This window comes from Herbidospora daliensis (assembly GCF_001570585.1).
GTDB lineage: Bacteria > Actinomycetota > Actinomycetes > Streptosporangiales > Streptosporangiaceae > Herbidospora > Herbidospora daliensis.
In genome coordinates this window covers 468,963-485,394 of record NZ_BBXF01000003.1, presented here as the reverse complement: position 1 = coordinate 485,394, position 16,432 = coordinate 468,963, and the positions used below count along the sequence as shown (strand labels likewise).

The window sequence follows — 16,432 nt, the reverse complement described above, 5'->3', positions numbered from 1 at the left end:
GGGCGACGAGAATCGCATAAGGACTCAGCCGGTCACCCTCCACGGCCCGGATAGGACCGTGACCCGCACGCCTAGCCCCAGGCGTGCGGGTCACGGAGCATTTCGAATGCCCACCCGGCTAGTCAGGCGTCTGCACGCGGCGCCGGGTCAGCACGATCAGCCGCCGGGCTGCTTCACACCGTTCACCGTGAGGGTGTAGGGCGCGTACTGCTGGCCGAGTTCGGTCGGTTCGTCGTACGCCACGATGGCCACGATCTTGGTGAACGGCCGGGCCAGGAGGAGTTCGAGGCGGTTGAGGTTGATCGTGCCCTTGCCGTTGAACTCGACCTGGGCGGCGACCTTGTGCTTCTCGTCGAGGCCGACCAGGCGGACGTTCCAGTTGTGCACGGCGGTCGGCTTGATCTCGGTGAAGGAGTCGAACGGCTCCAGGCTGGAGCCGTCGCTGACGGCGGTGCCGCCGACGGTGATGTCGTCGAGGTGGATCCCGCCCTCGTTGACGCCGCCGTCGGAGACGTACTGGAAGCCGAGCAGGATGTTCTGGCCCGCGTAGGCGGACAGGTCGAACGTGTGCGGCTCGAAGCCGCTGGTGGTGCCGTTCAGCGACGGGCCGAGCGGGCCCTCGACGGTCTGGTCGCCCGCGACGGGGGTGTAGGTCGCGCCGCCGTCGGTGGAGACGACGACGTAGCCGTAGTCGTAGCCCTCCTCGGCGCCGTACTTGGCCAGCAGGCGCAGGGTCGGGTCGGCGGCCGGGACGCTCACCTCGGCCACGGCGCTGACGTTCAGGTTGTTCTCGTTGCCGGAGAACAGCACCGGGTTGCCGGGGCGGTCGGGCTCGTCGCTCACGATCGTCCAGGCGAGCGGCAGGGCGGGCAGGCCGGTCGCGCCGGTGAACTTCAGGGTGCGCAGCTCGCTGCCCTTGAACGGCTGGCCGTTGGCCTTCTGGAGCGTCACGTAGTCGGCGCCGTTGGGGGCGGCGCCGGGGGTGTCGTAGGTGTCGGGGTTGGCGAGGTTCACCGTGGAGCTCAGCGAGGCCGAGGTGACCCGCGACTTGGGCACGCCCAGCACGATGCCGGTGCGGCTCTCCACGATCCGGTCGAGCAGGACCATCGACTGGTAGTCGTGGATGACCCGGTAGAGGTCGGCGCCCTTCGCCTTCAGCGCGGCGTCCAGGCTGGCCAGGCCTTGGTGCTCGCCGTCGCGGTGCAGCGTGGACATGAAGCCGGCGCCGTAGCGGTCGTACAGGAAGAGCATGATCTCGTAGGCGTTGCCGTAGTCGGCGAGCACCTCGCTCGGCTCGCCCTCACCCCAGAGGGTCAGCGAGTTCTGCGGGCCGCCGCACTGCCTCGGGTTGGGGTTGTACCGGGCCTGGACGTTGCCGAAGCCCTGGAAGCAGTAGATGTGGCTGTCGGCGCCGAAGTCGTTGATGGTCGCCCTGGCGTCGACGTAGCCGGTGAGGGTCTGGGCGAAGTCGGAGAGGCCCTCGTTGATCCAGTTCCCCTCGAACGGGTCGGTGTAGTACATGAGCAGGTGCTGCCACTCGTGCGCGAACGTGCCCTCGTACGCGTTCGGGCGGGCCGGGCGGCTGGTGCACAGGTCGCTCGTGGGCTCGTCGGCCGGGGCGTCGCCGGTCCGGTGGGCCCAGTCGAAGGCGTCGACGGTCATGACGTTGCGGTCGACGCGCTCGTTGATGCCGGCCGAGAAGAAGCCCGCGATGTAGGTCGGGTTGGCCGGGAAGTCGTAGAAGTTGTCGTCGCGGACGTTGTCGATCAGCGCGACCGTCTTGTCGCCGTCACCGGTGTAGTCGCCGGGGATGCGGGCGTTGGTCCCGTCGCGGTCGGGCGGGGTGGAGAAGGCCGCCGTCTCCTTCGGGTACATGTTCGTGTCGAACTCGTTGACGAAGTAGGCGACCTGCGCGTCGGTGATCGTCGTGGAGTTCGGGATCTGCGCCCGGCAGTCCCCGGCCGGGAACGACAGATCGTTCGCGACCCACACCTCGATCTTGTCGCCGACGCCGCGGAGGGTGAACTCCTTCGGGAACGGCGCTCCCCCGGCCTGCGTGTCGTCGATGGCCAGCCAGTTCCGCACCGTGCCCACCGGCGGGGTGGCCGCCGCCGCGGCGGTCGACTTCCGGGCCTTGGACGGCTCGTACCGGGCCGGCAGGTCGATCTCCTTGCCCTGGAAGGTGTCGGCGAGCTTTCCGTCCCAGTGCCGGAAGTCGTTCAGCGGCGCGGAGGACGGCGCCGGCGCGGCGGCCCCGGCGGTGGCGGGGAGGAGCGTCGCGAACGGGAGGGCAAGGGCGGTGACTGCTAACGCGATGACACGTCTGCGTGTCATGAGACCCCCTTCGGGTGCTGCTGCGGCACTGTGACAGGCCGCACTGACACACCGTGACTATCTGGCTGGAGGCGGGGCCTTCAAGCATGACATCTGCCAATAAACATCAGTCATTTTGGCGGTAAGCGGCTCTCCCTCACATCATTCAGGCAATGGCGTGAGGAAAGAGAAAGCCATTCAGGACGGGAAATAGGGCCGTACCGGTACTCGATCCCGGTGCCCGGAGCAGGCCGGCGTGGTGACTATGTTGGTCACGTGACGACGGAAGCGGTGCAGCTCAGCACGGCCAAGGGCCGCTGGATCCTGGCCACGACGGTGCTCGGTTCTGGCATGGCCCTGCTCGACGGCACGGTCGTGAACGTGGCGCTGCCCGACCTCGGCCGGGCGCTCGACGCCGACATCGAGGGCCTGCAGTGGACCATCAACGCCTACACGCTGACCCTCGCGGGGCTGATCCTGCTGGGCGGCTCTCTGGGCGACCGCTACGGCCGCCGCAAGGTGTTCATGATCGGCGTGGTCTGGTTCGCCATCGCCTCGGCCCTGTGCGGGCTGGCGCCCAGCATGGAGGCCCTCATCGCGGCCCGCGCGCTCCAGGGCATCGGCGGCGCGTTGCTGACCCCCGGCTCGCTGGCGATCATCCAGGCCACGTTCGCCGCCGAAGACCGGCCGAAGGCGATCGGGGCGTGGTCGGGCCTGGGCGGCACGGCCGCCGCCATCGGCCCGCTGCTGGGCGGCTGGATCGTCCAGACGATCGGCTGGCGCTGGGTCTTCCTCATCAACCTGCCGCTGGCGGTGGTGGTGCTGCTGATCGCGGCGCGGCACGTGCCGGAGACCCGCGACGAGGAGGCCGCCGGCCGGTTCGACGCGCTGGGCGCGGGCCTGGCGGCGCTCGGCCTGGCCGCGCTGACCTACGGGCTGATCGAGACCGAGGTCGTGCCGATGGTCCTGGGCGCGGTCATCCTGGCCGCCTTCGTGATCGTCGAGCACCACCGGGGCGCGCAGGCGCTGGTGCCCGTGGGGTTGTTCAAGAACACCGCCTTCACCGCCGTCAACGCGGTGACGCTGTTCATGTACGCGGCCATGGGCGTGGTGTTCTTCGTGCTCGTGCTCCAGCTCCGGACCGTCTCGGGGTTCACCGCGTTCGCGGCGGGCTCGGCCCTGGTGCCGGTGACGCTGCTGATGCTGGTGATCTCCCCGCACGCCGGGGAGCTGGCCCGCCGCATCGGCCCGCGCTGGCCCATGACGATCGGCATCCTGATCTCGGGGCTGGCGTTCATGTGGATGAGCCGGATCGGCTACGGCGCCCACTACGTGACCGAGGTGCTGCCGCCGGTGACCCTGTTCGGCCTGGGCCTGTCGCTGACGGTCGCCCCGCTGACGGCGACCGTGCTGGCCACCGCCTCGCAGCGGCACGCCGGCATCGCCAGCGGGGTCAACAACGCCCTGGCCCGGACCGGCAGCCTGCTGGCCGTGGCGGCGGTGCCGCCGCTGGTCGGCCTGACCGGCGAGGCCTACCTGAACCCGGCGCTGTTCAACACGGCCTTCCAGCTCTCCATGTACGCCTGCGCGGGCATGATGGCGATCTCGGCGCTGATCTCCGTGGTGGGCATCAGGATCCGCTTCTAGCCGAGGCCGAAGCCGAAGAACCCGTTCCCTTCGGCGATCTTCTCGCCCTTCTTGCCGACGCCCGGGTAGGAGCCCTTCTTCACCGCGCCCCGGTAGCGGAACACCTCGCCCTTCGTCGGCGCGCCGACGATCAGGTCGCCGCCGTGCACCAGGACCGCCGCGCCGAACTCCGCGCCCTTCGGGCCGGGGATCAGCAGGTTGTGGTTCTTGGTCAGGCCGCCGCTCCGGGTGCCGGCGAGCACCTGGACGGCGTTCTCGCCGGGCACGCCGACTACGAGCTCGTCGTCGCCGTCGCCGTTCAGGTCGCCCGCGGCCAGGGAGGTGCCGAACCGGTCGTACATGATCGCGTCGCCGGCCAGGCTGTTCTGCGTCCACGCCTCGGCGGTGGCCGGGCGCAGGCCGCCGGGTGAGCCGTAGACGACGTCCACGGCCCCCTCGCCGTAGTCGCCGGCCCGCTGGAGCTTGTTCAGGCCCTCGCCGGGCACGCCGATCGCCAGGTCGTCGTGGCCGTCGGCGTTGAAGTCGCCGGTCGCCAGGGCGGCGCCGAAGGCGTCCCAGCTCTCCGAGAGGCCGTCGATGCCGTAGGTCTCCTGCGAGTAGAGCAGGCGGCGGCCGTCCTTCCCGACCAGGGTCACGGTGCCCTCGCCCTGGCGGATCAGGTTCGCGCCGGGCGCGCCGATGGCGAGTTCGTCGGTGCCGTCGCCGTCGAAGTCGCCGGTCGCCAGCGCCTCGCCGAACTGGTCGGTCACCGCGCCGCCGGTGTTCTCGATCCGGCGCAGCTTCTTCCCCCGGCCGAAGACGTAGACCGAGCCGCCGCCGGGGGCGCCGATGGCCAGTTCGTCGTCGCCGTCGCCGTCGAGGTCGCCCGCCGCGAGGGCCGCGCCGAAGCGGTCGGCCCCCTTGCCCGGCAGCGTGACGGTCTTCCGGGAGGTCAGGCCGTACAGGATCTCGACGACGCCGTGCCCGTCGCGGCCGCCGGGGCCGGCGTCCTCCTCCGAGGCGCCGATCGCCAGGTCGGCGCAGCCGTCGCCGTCGAAGTCGCCGGTGGCCAGGGCGGAGCCGAACATGTCGCCCGGCTCCGGGTCGTCCTGGGTGATCAGGGGGCCGTCGAGGATGCGTACCGCACCCGCTCTGACCTGGCCGTCGACGGTCGCGTAGGGCTGGGCGACCGCCACGAAGGCGTCGCACCGCGGGGCGAGGCCGGTGAGCAGGGGGACGATCAGGGCCGCCACGCCGAGGATCACGCGAACCTCCGCTCGCCCGCCGGGACGGTGAACCGGGCCGAGGTCTTCGCGGGCGCGCCCCGGCGGCTGATGTAGTCGAGGGTGCGGAAGTCGGCGACCAGCTCCTGCTCCGACAGGCGGGCCAGGATGTAGCCCCGGCGCTGGTCGAGGTACTTGATGTGCGGGTTCTCGGCGCGCAGCGCCGACATGCGCTCGGTGTCGCGGTAGCCGTCGCCGTCGCTGGCGATCGAGGTGGCGACCAGCTCGACGCCGACGTTGGTCTCCGGGTCGTCGAAGTCGGTACGCAACTCCGCCGCGTGGTGGATGTGCGCGTCACCGGTGAGCACGACCGGGTTGCGCACCCCGGCCATGCCGCGCAGGATCTGGTCGCGCTCGGCGGCGTACCCGTCCCAGGAGTCGAGGTTCGACTCGCGGCCGGGGCCGACCTTGAGGTCCTTCTGGGTCATCACGATCTGCTGGCCGACCAGGTTCCAGGTGGCCGGAGAGTCGCGCAGGCCGTCGACGAGCCACTCGTGCTGCGCCTTGCCGAGGAGGGTGCGCCCGCTGTCGAGGCGGTCGTCGCAGCCGGCCCGCACGCCGTCCTCGCACGCCTGGACGTCGCGGAACTGGCGGGTGTCGAGCAGGTGGAAGCGGGCCAGCGGCCCCCACGAGACCCGCCGGTTGATCGTGATCGAGGCCCCCTTGGGCACGCTGGCCCGCCGGAGCGGCATGTTCTCGTAGTAGGCCTGGAAGGCCACGGCCCGGCGCTGGTCGAAGGCGGGCGCGTCGCTGGCGGAGACGTCGGCGGCCCAGTTGTTCTCGATCTCGTGGTCGTCGAAGGCGACCAGCCACGGCGCGACCGCGTGGGCGGCCTGGAGGTCGGGGTCGCTCTTGTACTGGGCGTGCCGCATCCGGTAGTCGGCCAGCGTCGCGCACTTCACCCCGCCCGAGTGGGTGCGGATGTTGCCGAAGGGCGCGGTGTAGCCGTTGGGCTGGTACTCGTACATGTAGTCGCCCAGGTGGACGACCAGGTCGGGCTCCTGCTCGGCGAGCCGCCGGTACGCCGTGTAGTAGCCGTGCTCCCAGTGGGCGCAGGCCGCGATGGCGAAGGTGAGCGGCGACGACACGGCCGGGCTGGTGCGGGTGCGGCCGACCGGCGAGACGGAGTTCTCGGCCCGGAACCGGTAGAAGTACTCCCGGCCCGGTTCGAGCCCCGCCAGCTCGACGTGCACGCTGTGCGCCGAACGGGCCGACGCGACGGCCGTCCCGTCCCGCACGACGGTCGCGAACCTCTCGTCTGTGGACACCTGCCACTTCACGTCGACGTCCCGTGAGGGCATCGAACCCCGGCCGTCGGCGCCGTAGGGGTCGATCACGAGACGGGTCCACAGGACGAAGCCGTCAGGGGACGGGTCCCCCGAGGCGACGCCGACGGCGAAGGGATCGGTCTTCAGGGCCCGGGACGGCAGGGCCGGGAGAGCGGGCGCCGCGGCGGCCAGGAGCACGCCGGAGATGAACGATCTGCGCTGCACGTCTGACAGTGCAGACCGCTCGTCTGTCGGAATTCTTTTACGGCTCTGACCAGCGCGATAACCAAAAATGAACAGATGAACGGGTACCCGTCGTCAATGAACGCCGGGCGGCCGTCAGTCGTCTTCTTGCAGGTCGGCGATGAATTCCTCGATGCGCGCGCACACCTCGTCGTCACCTGCGGCCCGGAACCCCTCGAGCGCCTCCTCGGCGGCGATCTCCGCCTCGGCCGGCCGCCCCAGCCGGGCGTACGCCTCGGCCAGCGACAACCGGGCGTACCTGACCGGCTCCATGTCGCCCTCGGCGACGTACTGGGCGACCGCCTCGACCAGGTCGTCGAGCGCCTCGGGCAGCATCCCGAGCTGGAGGTGCAGGCTGCCCCGGTCGTGGTGGACGCCCGCCCGGTCGGCCACGGGGGCGTTGGCGACGGCCTCGTCGTAGGCGGCCAGCACCTCGCGGGCGCCGGCCTCGTCGACGCCGGCCGAGAGCATCAGGTGGGCGTAGAGGCCGCAGGCGCGGGCCAGGCCCTCGCGGTCGTCCTCGGCGCGCAGGGCGTCGCGGGCGCGTCGCGCGGTTTCGGCGTCGCCGCGCACGTTGGCGAGCATCAGCAGGCCGGCGCCGGTGGGCGGGGCGGCGGTCAGCACCCGCTCGGCGTCGTCCTCGCGGCCGAGGGTCAGGTAGGCGTGCGCGAGCCGGATGAGCGCGTTGGGCGTGTTCAGGACCTCGGCCGACCGTTCGGCCAGCGGCAGGCCCTCCTCGCCCCGCCCGAGCTGGCACAGCAGCAGGCCGATGCGGCCGAGGGAGCCCTGGCGGCGGTCGTCGTCGGTGTGCAGGCCGGCGGCGCGCCGCCATTCGGCCAGCGCCGTCTCGGTGTCGCCGTCGACCATGGCGACCAGGCCCCGGCCGTCGGCCCGGCGCGCCTCCAGGGCGGGGTCGGGCGGGAACGTGTCGTACCGCGCCCAGGCCGCCTTCGCCTCGTCGGGGCGGCCGCGCTGCCACGCCTCCTCGGCCAGGTCGAGCAGCTCTCCCGGGGTGTGCGCGGGCGGCAGCGGGGCGGGCGGCAGCGGCGGCGGGGAGTGCCGGGCCCGGGGGTCGAGCGGCACGTGCTCGCCCAGCGGCTCGGCCGCCAGCCACTCCTCGACGCGGCGGCTCTGCTCGGAGGTGCCGTTGCGGGCGTCGAACCGGCCCGCGATCTCCCGGGCCTTCGCGGTGAGCGCGGCCTCCTCGGCCGGGTCGCCCGGCTGGGCGTGGCCCTGCTCGCGGAGCAGCCGCAGCAGCAGCGCCCCGGCCGCCGCGAACCACATGGCCGCGCCGGGGTTCGGGGCGCGCTCCAGCAGCGGGCGTTCGCGGGTGAGGATCTCCAGGCCGCGGGCCAGGTTGCCGGTGACCGCGCAGAACCACAGGTGGGAGGCGATCTCCTCGACCTCGTTGGCGTCGCCGCGCATCGCCCGGTAGGCGACCCGGTGGGCGTGCGCGGCCTCGGCGAACCGGCCGGTCCGCACGTAGGCGGGCAGCAGGGTGGTCAGGATGCTCTGCGGCTGGACGTGGCAGGTCAGCTCGCCGCGCAGCACCGGCTCGGCCAGCTCGACGGCCTCCTCGTCGCGGCCGCGCAGGATCAGGTAGAAGGCCCGGGACGTCGGGTCGCAGCCCTCGCAGTCGCTCAGCATGTCGCGGGGGGTGGTCGTCCAGCGGTGGTAGAGCTCGTCGGCGGCCGGGTAGTCGCCCAGGTGGGCGGCGTGCGCGCAGCGGGCGGCCCACACGGCGTGCAGGCCGTCGCCGTTCTCGCGGTAGCGGCGCTCCATGTCGTCGAGCATCTGGTGGGTGCGGGCCAGCGGCACCTCGGGGAAGCGGCGCAGGTCGCCGACGATCCACTTGAAGTGCCAGAGCAGCTGGTGGACGGACCACTCGCCGAAGCCCCCCGGCTCGGCGTCGTGGTCGGCCAGGCAGCGGGCGAAGGCCGCGAACGCCTTGGCGTGCTCGGCGCCGTACTGGTAGGCCTCGGTGAGCTCCATCCGGACCGCCCAGGTCAGGGCGTGGTCGCCGGACGTCTCGGCGTGCCGCAGGGCCGTCTCCAGGAGGGCGGTCTTCGCCTCGCCGTACGGCAGCGCCCGCGCCTGGTCGATCAGCTCGTGGACGTCATCCATTGACGGCCCAGTCGAGCAGGCCGAGGAACGACCGGTTGAGGGTGGCGGTGTCGGCGGCCCGCATGGGGTGGTGGCCGTGCAGCAGCGCCATGCCGTAGAGCGCCTCGACGGCGGTGGCGGCCAGGCCCGGGTCGGACAGCCGGGTGACGCGGCGGACCAGCGGGTTGCGGTGGTTCAGCACCAGTTGCGGCCGCTCGCCCCGGCCGGCGTCGAGCGCGCCCAGCACGTCGGCCCACATCTCCCCCGCCATCTCGCCGGCCTCGCGGGCCTGCGCCTCGTGGCGGGCGGCCCGGCTGGTCAGGTAGAGGGCGGGCAGCGCGGCCGGGTCGAAGTCACGCAGCACCACCTCGCAGCCCAGCGGGGCCAGCGCGGTCGCGGCGGTGGCGAGGAAGCCGCGGACCGCGAGCTCGGCGGCCGGGTCGACGGGGGCCATCCGGGTGGTGAGCTCGGCCGGTTCGAGGCGGGACAGGCCGTGGCCGGGCTCGACACGGGTGAGGCGGGCGAGGATGTCGCCGTCGTACACGTAACCGGCGTTGAGCAGCCCCACGCCCTGGGCCGCGCAGACCCCGGCGAGCTGGCGGAACTCGTCGACGCTGGTGGTGTAGCGGCCGGCCGGGTGCCGCACCCGGAACTGGGCGAGGGTCATCGGCCCGTCGGCGGTCTCGTACTCGATCCACCGGTCGACCAGGCGCAGCATGTCGTCGTCGTGCAGGGCCAGCGCCTTCACGCCGAGGTGGTGCAGCCGCAGGAAGCCGCGCAGCCGGGCCGGGTCGGTCGCGGCCAGCTGCACCAGCCACTCGCGCAGCTGCGTGCCGAGCGCGTCGCGGGCGTGTTCGAGCAGGTCGTCGTCGTAGAGGGCCTCGCGGGAGGCGGTCGGGCGCAGTTCGGCGGCGTCGACGACGCACCGCACGAAGAACGCCCATTCGGGCAGCAGCCCGGTCAGCTTCTCCGACAGCAGCATGCCCTTGAGGTAGACGCGGTGCGCGTCGCGGGCCCCCGGGTTGGCCGGGTGGGGCACCACGAACGCCACCCCGGTCAGCCCCGCCTCGGGCACCGACAGGTCGATCACGTCGAAGGCGGAGAAGCCGAAGAGCTCTCTCCCGTACGCCGTCAGCGCCTCGCGCCGGAGCGCGGGACTGGCGTGCCGGACCAGCCAGGGCGCGCCCGCGCCGGAGACCGCGACCCCGTCGACGGTCACCTCGACGGGCAGCAGCGAGCCGAAGAGCTGGGCCAATTCCGTTACGGTCCGGCGCGAAGTCCAGACGGCGGCGTCGCGGCGCGGCCGTAAGGTGACCGTGGTGCCCGGTTCCCCCGGCTGCCCGGCCTCGGTCGCGACGTCGTAACTGCCGTCGGACCGCCCGGTCCACACCACCGCAGGCCCGCCGGCGGCCGACCGCGACTCGACGTGGATCTCGTCGGCGACCAGGAACCCCGACAGCAGCCCGATGCCGAACTGCCCCAGGAACTCGTGCCGCGCGAACCCGAGCTCGTCGCGTTTGGACGAGCGCCCGATCGTCGCCAGCAGCGTGTGCACCTCGTCTTCGGTGAGCCCGATCCCGGTGTCGTGGACCCGGATCGTGCCGGGCCCCACCTCGACCCGGATGCGTCCGGGCGCCATCGGATCGCCCGCCCGCCGCGCGACGATCGCGTCGCAGGCGTTCTGCAGCAGCTCACGGACGTAGACACGCGGACTGGAGTAGAGATGCCGGCTGAGCAGATCGACCACTCCGCGCAGGTCGACCTGAAAGGCCCGGGTCCCTTCGGTGTACGGCACGCGACGACCCTATCGAGCTTTTTACTGGAGAAAGTCCCGCAAATGGGAGTTCAAGACACCACAACCCAGGTAATTGCGGACGGTATGAAAATCGAGCCAGTCGATGTTGCACTGCAAGTCACGTTCCACGCCCTTGAAAACCGGGCGTAACTCGGCGGGAATGGCGGCGATGTCGTCCTTGTCAGCGACGTTGATCCACCGCCCGACCCCCGGCGGGCGTGCCCCCATCCCGGCGACCGGCAGCGGCGCGAGCCGCTCGAACACCACGTTCCGCATACCCAGCGGCGACCCGAGCGTGACCAGCAGGTCGGCTCTCAGGTCGGGATGCGCCCAGAACGCCTCGTAGGTCACCACGCTCCCCAGCGAGTGGGCGATCACCACCCGGGGCTTGCGCCGCCGGATCACCTCGGCCACCGCGTCGCGCGACAGGGTGCGCGGGGCGCCGCCAGCCAGATAAGTGGCCACCTCGGGGCAGAAGTCCTCGGCGAACTTGAGCGCGCCCGCGCCGAGCCGGTCGAGCAGCCAGCCCGCCAGCCGGTGGGCCAGCGCGGTCAGCGTCTCGCCCGCCGCCGCGGCGATGCGATGGTCTTCGACCTGGCGCATCCAGTCGGTGAAGACCATCTTCTCGGGCGGCGCCATCTTCTTCGGCGGCTGCGGCACGCCCTTGCGCAGATGGTGGGCGTAGTAGGCGACCTCGGCGACCGAGCCGCCGGTCAGCCCGCCGTCGTGGAGATAGCGGTTCCATTTGGCGAGCATCAGCTCTGCCGCCTTGACCGGGGAACCGCCGCCCTGCTCGAAGTACTTGTACTTCCCGATGCCGTGCACTCCGACGATCGTCACGGGCCAACAGTGCCGGAAAAATGCGTTGATCGCACGGCTAACCTGGAGCCATGACCGAGATTCCGGAGGCCGAGCTCAGCTGGCGGTTCTCGCGTTCCTCCGGGCCCGGCGGCCAGGGTGTGAACACGACCGACAGCCGGGTCGAGCTCAGCTTCGACGTTCGCACCACCACCGCGCTGACCGACGTCCAGCGGGAACGGGCCCTGGAAAGGCTGGCCCACCGGCTGGTCGACGGCGTGCTGACGATCGCCGCCCAGGAGTTCCGCTCGCAGCTGCGCAACCGCGAGGCGGCCCGCGTCCGCCTGGAGGCGGCGCTGCGCGACGCGATCGCGCCGCCCGCGAAGAAGCGGCGCCCGACCAAGCCCTCGAAAGGCCAGGTGGAGCGCCGCCTGGAGAACAAGAAACGCCGGTCCGACGTGAAGAGGCTGCGCCGCGACGTCTACTGACGCTCGGTCCGGTCCTCCATCTCCCACACGTGGTCGAGCACGTGCCAGATGATGCGCCGCGAGGCGTAGCGCACCGGCCACCGGTAGTCGTCGCCGTCGAGCGGCCGCGACACCACCTCCAGCAGCCTCGGCCGCATCCCGGCCACCTCGCCCGGCCTGATCCGCACGTCGAGCTTGGCGGCGTAGGCCCGTTCGGCGTTCACGACGTGGGCCACCATCTTGTCGCGGTCGCGCCCGCCGCCCCGGGGCCCCTTGCGCAGTTCCTCGGGGGTGATCCCGACGACGGCGTCGAAGACCTCCCAGGCGGCCGTCATCAGCGCCGCGTTCTTGGCCGCCTCGGCCACGCCCCAGGGCTCGGCGTCGAGCACGGCCGGCACGGAGGGCGCCCCGAAGTCGGTGGTCGAATCGCCGGTGATCTTCTCGGCGACGCGGATCTCCCCCGGCTCGAACACCAGCCCGGCCCGGTCGGCCACCACGCGGTAGCGCTCCTCGTAGGACAGCAGCGCCTCGATCGCGTCGTCCTCGGTCTTGGCCGACCGGCTCCAGCCCGGCCAGTCGACCGAGTTGGCGAACACCCGCTTCTTGCCGAGCTCCAGGTAGATCGTGTGCATCCCCCTACTCTGACAGTCAGACCAGGTCGATGAGGTCCGCCACGGAGTTCACGACCTGCGAGGGGCGGTAGGGCCAGCGGTCGATCTGGTCGGCCTTGGAGACGCCGGTCAGCACCAGGATGGTGTGCAGGCCGGCCTCCATGCCGCAGACGACGTCGGTGTCCATGCGGTCGCCGATCATCGCGGTCGACTCGCTGTGGGCGTCGATGCGGTTGAGGGCGCTGCGCATCATCATCGGGTTGGGCTTGCCGACGAAGTACGGGTCGACGCCGGTCGCCTTGGTGATCATCGCGGCGACCGCGCCGCAAGCCGGGAGGTTGCCCTCGTGGGAGGGGCCGACGGCGTCGGGGTTGGTGGCGATGAAGCGGGCGCCGTTCTCGATCAGCCGGATCGCGCGGGTTATGTGAGAGAAGCTGTAGGTGCGGGTCTCGCCCAGCACGACGTAGTCGGGGTTCAGGTCGGTCAGCACGTATCCGGCCTCGTGGAGGGCGGTGGTCAGGCCCGACTCGCCGATCACGTAGGCGCTGCCCTCGGGGCGCTGGGCCGACAGGAAGTCGGCGGTGGCCATCGCGGAGGTCCAGATCGCCTCGGGCGGCACCTCCAGGCCCGCCGACCGGAGCCGCACCGACAGGTCGCGCGGGGTGTAGATCGAGTTGTTGGTGAGCACGAGGAACCGTTTCCCCGACGCCTCCAGCCGCTTGATGAACTCGTCGGCTCCCGGCACGGGTTGACCTTCGTGGACCAGGACGCCGTCCATGTCGGACAGCCAGCATTCGATCGGCTTGCGCTCACTCATGGGGCTAAGCATCGCAGAAGGAAATAACCGGAGTAAGACTCCGGTTATCTGAGGTTATGGACAATATCCACGGTGTGGCCCGGGGGACGGCCGAGGTCCCCCTGTCGGTGCTGGAGCTGGCGACCGTAGGCGTGGGGATCACCCCCACCGAGGCGCTGCGCGGCGCGACCGACCTGGCCAGGAAGGCCGAAGCGTGGGGCTTCCACCGCATCTGGGTGGCCGAGCACCACGGCATGCCGGGGGTGGCCAGTTCGTCGCCCGCCGTGCTGATCGCGCATCTGGCGGCGGCCACCGAGCGCATCAGGATCGGGTCGGGCGGCGTGATGCTGCCCAACCACGCCCCGCTGGTGGTGGCCGAGCAGTTCGGCACGCTGGAGGCGCTCCACCCGGGCCGCATCGACCTGGGGCTGGGCCGCGCGCCCGGCACCGACATGGCCACCGCGCACGCCCTGCGCCGCCGGGCCGAGGTCGACCCCGACCAGTTCCCGCAGCACGTGAACGAGCTGACCGCCTTCCTCGACGGCACCTTCCCGCGCATCCAGGCGATCCCGCGCGGGCCGCAGCGCCCGCCGATCTGGCTGCTCGGGTCGAGCGGCTTCTCGGCCCGGCTCGCCGGGCTGCTCGGCCTGCCGTTCGCGTTCGCGCACCACTTCAGCGCGGCCAACACCGAACCGGCGCTGGAGCTCTACCGCACCTCCTTCCGCCCCTCGGAGGTGCTGGCCGAGCCCTACGCGATGATCGGCGTCTCCGCGCTGGCGGCCGAGACCGAGGAGGAGGCGTACCGGCAGGCGCTGCCGGGCGCGTTGTCGTTCCTGCGGCTGCGGTCGGGCAACCCGGGGGCGTTCCCGACCCCCGAGGAGGCCAACGAGTACGAGTTCAGCGCCATCGAGGCCGAGTTCGTGCGCGACCGCCTCGCGAACGTCGCCCTGGGCACCCCCGAGCAGGTGCGCGTCCAGCTCGACGAGCTGCGCAAGCGCACCGACGCCGACGAGCTCATGATCACCACGATGACGCACGGCACCGAGACGCGCATCCGCTCCTACGAGCTGATCGCCCGGGCGTACGGCCTCATCTAGGGGCCAGGTTCTCCATCGCCTCCTCGGCCAGGGCCAGGGAGGCGGCCGGGTCGGCGTCGGGGGCGCCGAAGGCGGGGTTGAAGTTGAGGTCGTGGAAGACCTCGGTGACGCCCTTGGCCTCGAGCGCCTCGACGTCCTCCCGGATCTTCTCGTACGGGCCGGACAAGGGCTGGCTCGCGTCGCGGCCGGGACGGGTGACGCCGCGGCAGACGAAGCGGGTCACCTCGCGGCCCGCCTCGGCGGCGGCCTCCTTCACCTGGTCGATCATCGACGGGAGGTCGTCGGCGATCATGCGGCTGGAGCTGATCCACCCGTCGGCCAGCCGCCCGGCCCGGCGCAGCGCGGCCGGCGCCCCGCCGCCGAGCAGGATCGGCGGCGGCGTCTCGGGCTTGGGCTCCTGGCGTGAGGGCACGACGTCGTAGAACTCGCCGTGGTGCTCGATCACCTCGTCGGTCCAGAACCGGCGCAGCAGTTCGAGGTACTCGTCGGCGCGTTTGCCGCGGCGCTCCAGCGGCACCTTCGAGGCGATGAACTCCTCCTCCATCCAGCCGAGCCCGAGCCCGGCGTCGAGCCGCCCGGCGCTCACCGACTGGAGCGTGGCCAGCTGCTTGCCCAGCAGCGCGGGCGAGAAGAAGGGCAGGTTGAGCACGGCCACGCCGAGCCTGATCCGCGAGGTCAGCGCCGCGACGTACGCGAGCGACACGATCGGGTCCTGCACGCTGCGGTAGACGGCGCCGATGTCGGTGCCGGCGGGGTGCAGCAGCCGCTGGAACGTCCAGATCTCGTGGTAGCCGAGCTCCTCCGCCCGCGTCGCCACCCGGGCCATGATCTGGGGGGTCGCCCACGTGCCCGACACGGGCACACCGAAGCCGATTCTCATGTCTTAGATTGTCCGGGTGTCCCTCCTCGACGAACTCGTCCGCCACGCGGGCGGCGGCGAACCCGCCGTGCTGAAGGACACCCGCGTGCTGGTGGTCCGGGTCGGCGACGTCGTGGTGAAGGCCCACGAGGCCGACACCGACGAGGCCGCGCTGAAGGCCCGCCTGGCCGTCGAGCTGCCCGCCGGGCTGATGCTCCCGGTGTTGTCGGTCGACCGGGTCGGCGGCCGCATCGTCACCGTGTGGCCCGCCGGCGTCCCGCTCACGCCCGACGACCTCGACGACGCCCCGTGGGAGGAGGCCGGCGAACTGCTGGCCGAGCTGCACCGCCAGCCCGTCCCCGACGGCGTGCCGATGATGGGCGGCCCCGAACGGGTGACGCGCGCGGTGGCACGGCTCGAACCGCACGACCTGCCCCGCAGGGCGTACACCACCCTGAACCTCAACCAGCGGCGGCGGGCGCTGACGCACGGCGACTGGCACCTCGGCCAGCTGCTGCGCCACGACGGCGCCTGGACGCTCATCGACCCCGACGACCTCGGCTGGGGCGACCCGGCGTGGGATCTGGCCCGGCCGGCGGCGTGGGTGGCCAACGGGCTCATGGACCCGGCGGCCTGGGATCGCCTGACACGTTCCTACCTGCGGGCCGGCGGCACCGCGATTTCCGGCGACGACATGTGGCGGGAACTCGACGGACCGGCCCGCGCGTTGACCGTCCAGTTGGCGGCCGTCGCGGTGGCCAATGCCCGCGAAGACGGCGTCCCGCTTGACGACGCGGCGGCGGCTCTGATGTCCTCCTGCGAGAGGATCCTCGCCGCCCCGCCGCTGTCCTAGAGTGAACGATGCACGTCACATAAGGAGATGAACCTCATGCAGTGCCCTAAGTGCAGAGGCAACATGCGGACTCTTGACCGCAACGGCGTCCACATCGAGCAGTGCGACAACTGCCGCGGCATCTTCCTCGACTACGGCGAGCTCGAGACCCTGAGCCGCATGGAGAGCCAGTGGGCCCAGCAGCACTACTCGGCCCCGCCGCCCCCGCCGCCGCCCGCCCACGGTCCCGCCTGGGGTCACGGTGGTCACCACGGCGGCCACTACGGCCACCGCCGCAACAGCTGGGTGGGCATGCTCTTCTCCAGCTGACCCCCGGACAT

The 16,432-nt window shown here is 71.8% G+C and carries 14 protein-coding genes; 5 read left to right on the top strand and 9 right to left on the bottom strand.

Going from position 1 to position 16,432, the window contains the following annotated elements:
* Positions 1–156: 156 nt before the first annotated feature.
* A complete protein-coding gene (locus tag AW274_RS17480) occupies positions 157–2,334 on the bottom strand; it encodes a M6 family metallopeptidase (RefSeq protein WP_062433110.1) in 2,178 nt (725 codons plus the stop codon).
* A 255-nt stretch (positions 2,335–2,589) separates the two neighbouring features.
* On the opposite strand from AW274_RS17480, the gene AW274_RS17475 reads away from it, so the two are divergent.
* On the top strand, positions 2,590–3,960 hold the full coding sequence (locus AW274_RS17475; protein WP_062433107.1) for an MFS transporter: 1,371 nt from the start codon (positions 2,590–2,592) through the stop codon (positions 3,958–3,960).
* On the opposite strand, the gene AW274_RS17470 is transcribed toward AW274_RS17475, so the two are convergent.
* The 5 genes from AW274_RS17470 to AW274_RS17450 form a co-directional block, all read right to left on the bottom strand.
* Positions 3,957–5,204 carry an FG-GAP-like repeat-containing protein gene (locus tag AW274_RS17470; protein ID WP_062433104.1) on the bottom strand — a complete coding sequence of 416 codons (1,248 nt, stop codon included), beginning with the start codon at positions 5,202–5,204 and terminating at the stop codon, positions 3,957–3,959. The two genes, AW274_RS17475 and AW274_RS17470, sit on opposite strands and share 4 nt — an antisense overlap.
* Positions 5,201–6,715 carry an alkaline phosphatase D family protein gene (locus AW274_RS17465; protein ID WP_232320160.1) on the bottom strand — a complete coding sequence of 505 codons (1,515 nt, stop codon included), beginning with the start codon at positions 6,713–6,715 and terminating at the stop codon, positions 5,201–5,203. The genes AW274_RS17470 and AW274_RS17465 overlap by 4 nt, the downstream gene beginning before the upstream one ends.
* Before the next feature lie 114 nt (positions 6,716–6,829).
* Positions 6,830–8,857: a tetratricopeptide repeat protein gene (locus AW274_RS17460; protein ID WP_062433100.1), complete on the bottom strand. Its 2,028-nt coding sequence runs from the start codon at positions 8,855–8,857 to the stop codon at positions 6,830–6,832.
* A complete protein-coding gene (locus tag AW274_RS17455; protein WP_062433097.1) occupies positions 8,850–10,631 on the bottom strand; it encodes an HSP90 family protein in 1,782 nt (593 codons plus the stop codon). The genes AW274_RS17460 and AW274_RS17455 overlap by 8 nt, the downstream gene beginning before the upstream one ends.
* Before the next feature lie 21 nt (positions 10,632–10,652).
* The gene (locus tag AW274_RS17450; RefSeq protein WP_062433095.1) at positions 10,653–11,471 is read right to left on the bottom strand and encodes an alpha/beta fold hydrolase; all 819 of its coding nucleotides are present in this window, start codon (positions 11,469–11,471) and stop codon (positions 10,653–10,655) included.
* A gap of 50 nt (positions 11,472–11,521) precedes the next feature.
* Here AW274_RS17450 and arfB point away from each other — a divergent pair, with 50 nt between their 5' ends.
* Positions 11,522–11,917, top strand: a complete 396-nt coding sequence (arfB, locus tag AW274_RS17445; protein ID WP_062433093.1) for an alternative ribosome rescue aminoacyl-tRNA hydrolase ArfB — start codon at positions 11,522–11,524, stop codon at positions 11,915–11,917.
* Here the strand turns inward: arfB and AW274_RS17440 are convergent.
* Entirely contained in the window at positions 11,911–12,528 is a 618-nt protein-coding gene (locus AW274_RS17440; protein WP_062433089.1) for a hypothetical protein, read from the bottom strand. The genes arfB and AW274_RS17440 overlap by 7 nt on opposite strands.
* A gap of 16 nt (positions 12,529–12,544) precedes the next feature.
* Complete coding sequence (locus tag AW274_RS17435; protein WP_062433087.1) at positions 12,545–13,324, bottom strand: HAD-IIA family hydrolase; 780 nt, start codon at positions 13,322–13,324, stop codon at positions 12,545–12,547.
* A gap of 74 nt (positions 13,325–13,398) precedes the next feature.
* Between AW274_RS17435 and AW274_RS17430 the strand changes: the two genes are divergently transcribed.
* Positions 13,399–14,400: an LLM class flavin-dependent oxidoreductase gene (locus AW274_RS17430; protein WP_232320159.1), complete on the top strand. Its 1,002-nt coding sequence runs from the start codon at positions 13,399–13,401 to the stop codon at positions 14,398–14,400.
* Here AW274_RS17430 and AW274_RS17425 read toward each other — a convergent pair.
* Positions 14,393–15,280, bottom strand: a complete 888-nt coding sequence (locus tag AW274_RS17425) for a TIGR03619 family F420-dependent LLM class oxidoreductase (protein ID WP_062433080.1) — start codon at positions 15,278–15,280, stop codon at positions 14,393–14,395. The two genes, AW274_RS17430 and AW274_RS17425, sit on opposite strands and share 8 nt — an antisense overlap.
* Before the next feature lie 16 nt (positions 15,281–15,296).
* On the opposite strand from AW274_RS17425, the gene AW274_RS17420 reads away from it, so the two are divergent.
* Together AW274_RS17420 and AW274_RS17415 are read left to right on the top strand one after the other, a co-directional pair.
* Positions 15,297–16,112, top strand: coding sequence for a phosphotransferase family protein (locus tag AW274_RS17420; RefSeq protein ID WP_062433078.1), 816 nt, complete (start codon positions 15,297–15,299; stop codon positions 16,110–16,112).
* Between the two features lie 27 nt (positions 16,113–16,139).
* Positions 16,140–16,421, top strand: coding sequence for a TFIIB-type zinc ribbon-containing protein (locus AW274_RS17415; protein WP_419672892.1), 282 nt, complete (start codon positions 16,140–16,142; stop codon positions 16,419–16,421).
* Positions 16,422–16,432 lie beyond the last annotated feature (11 nt).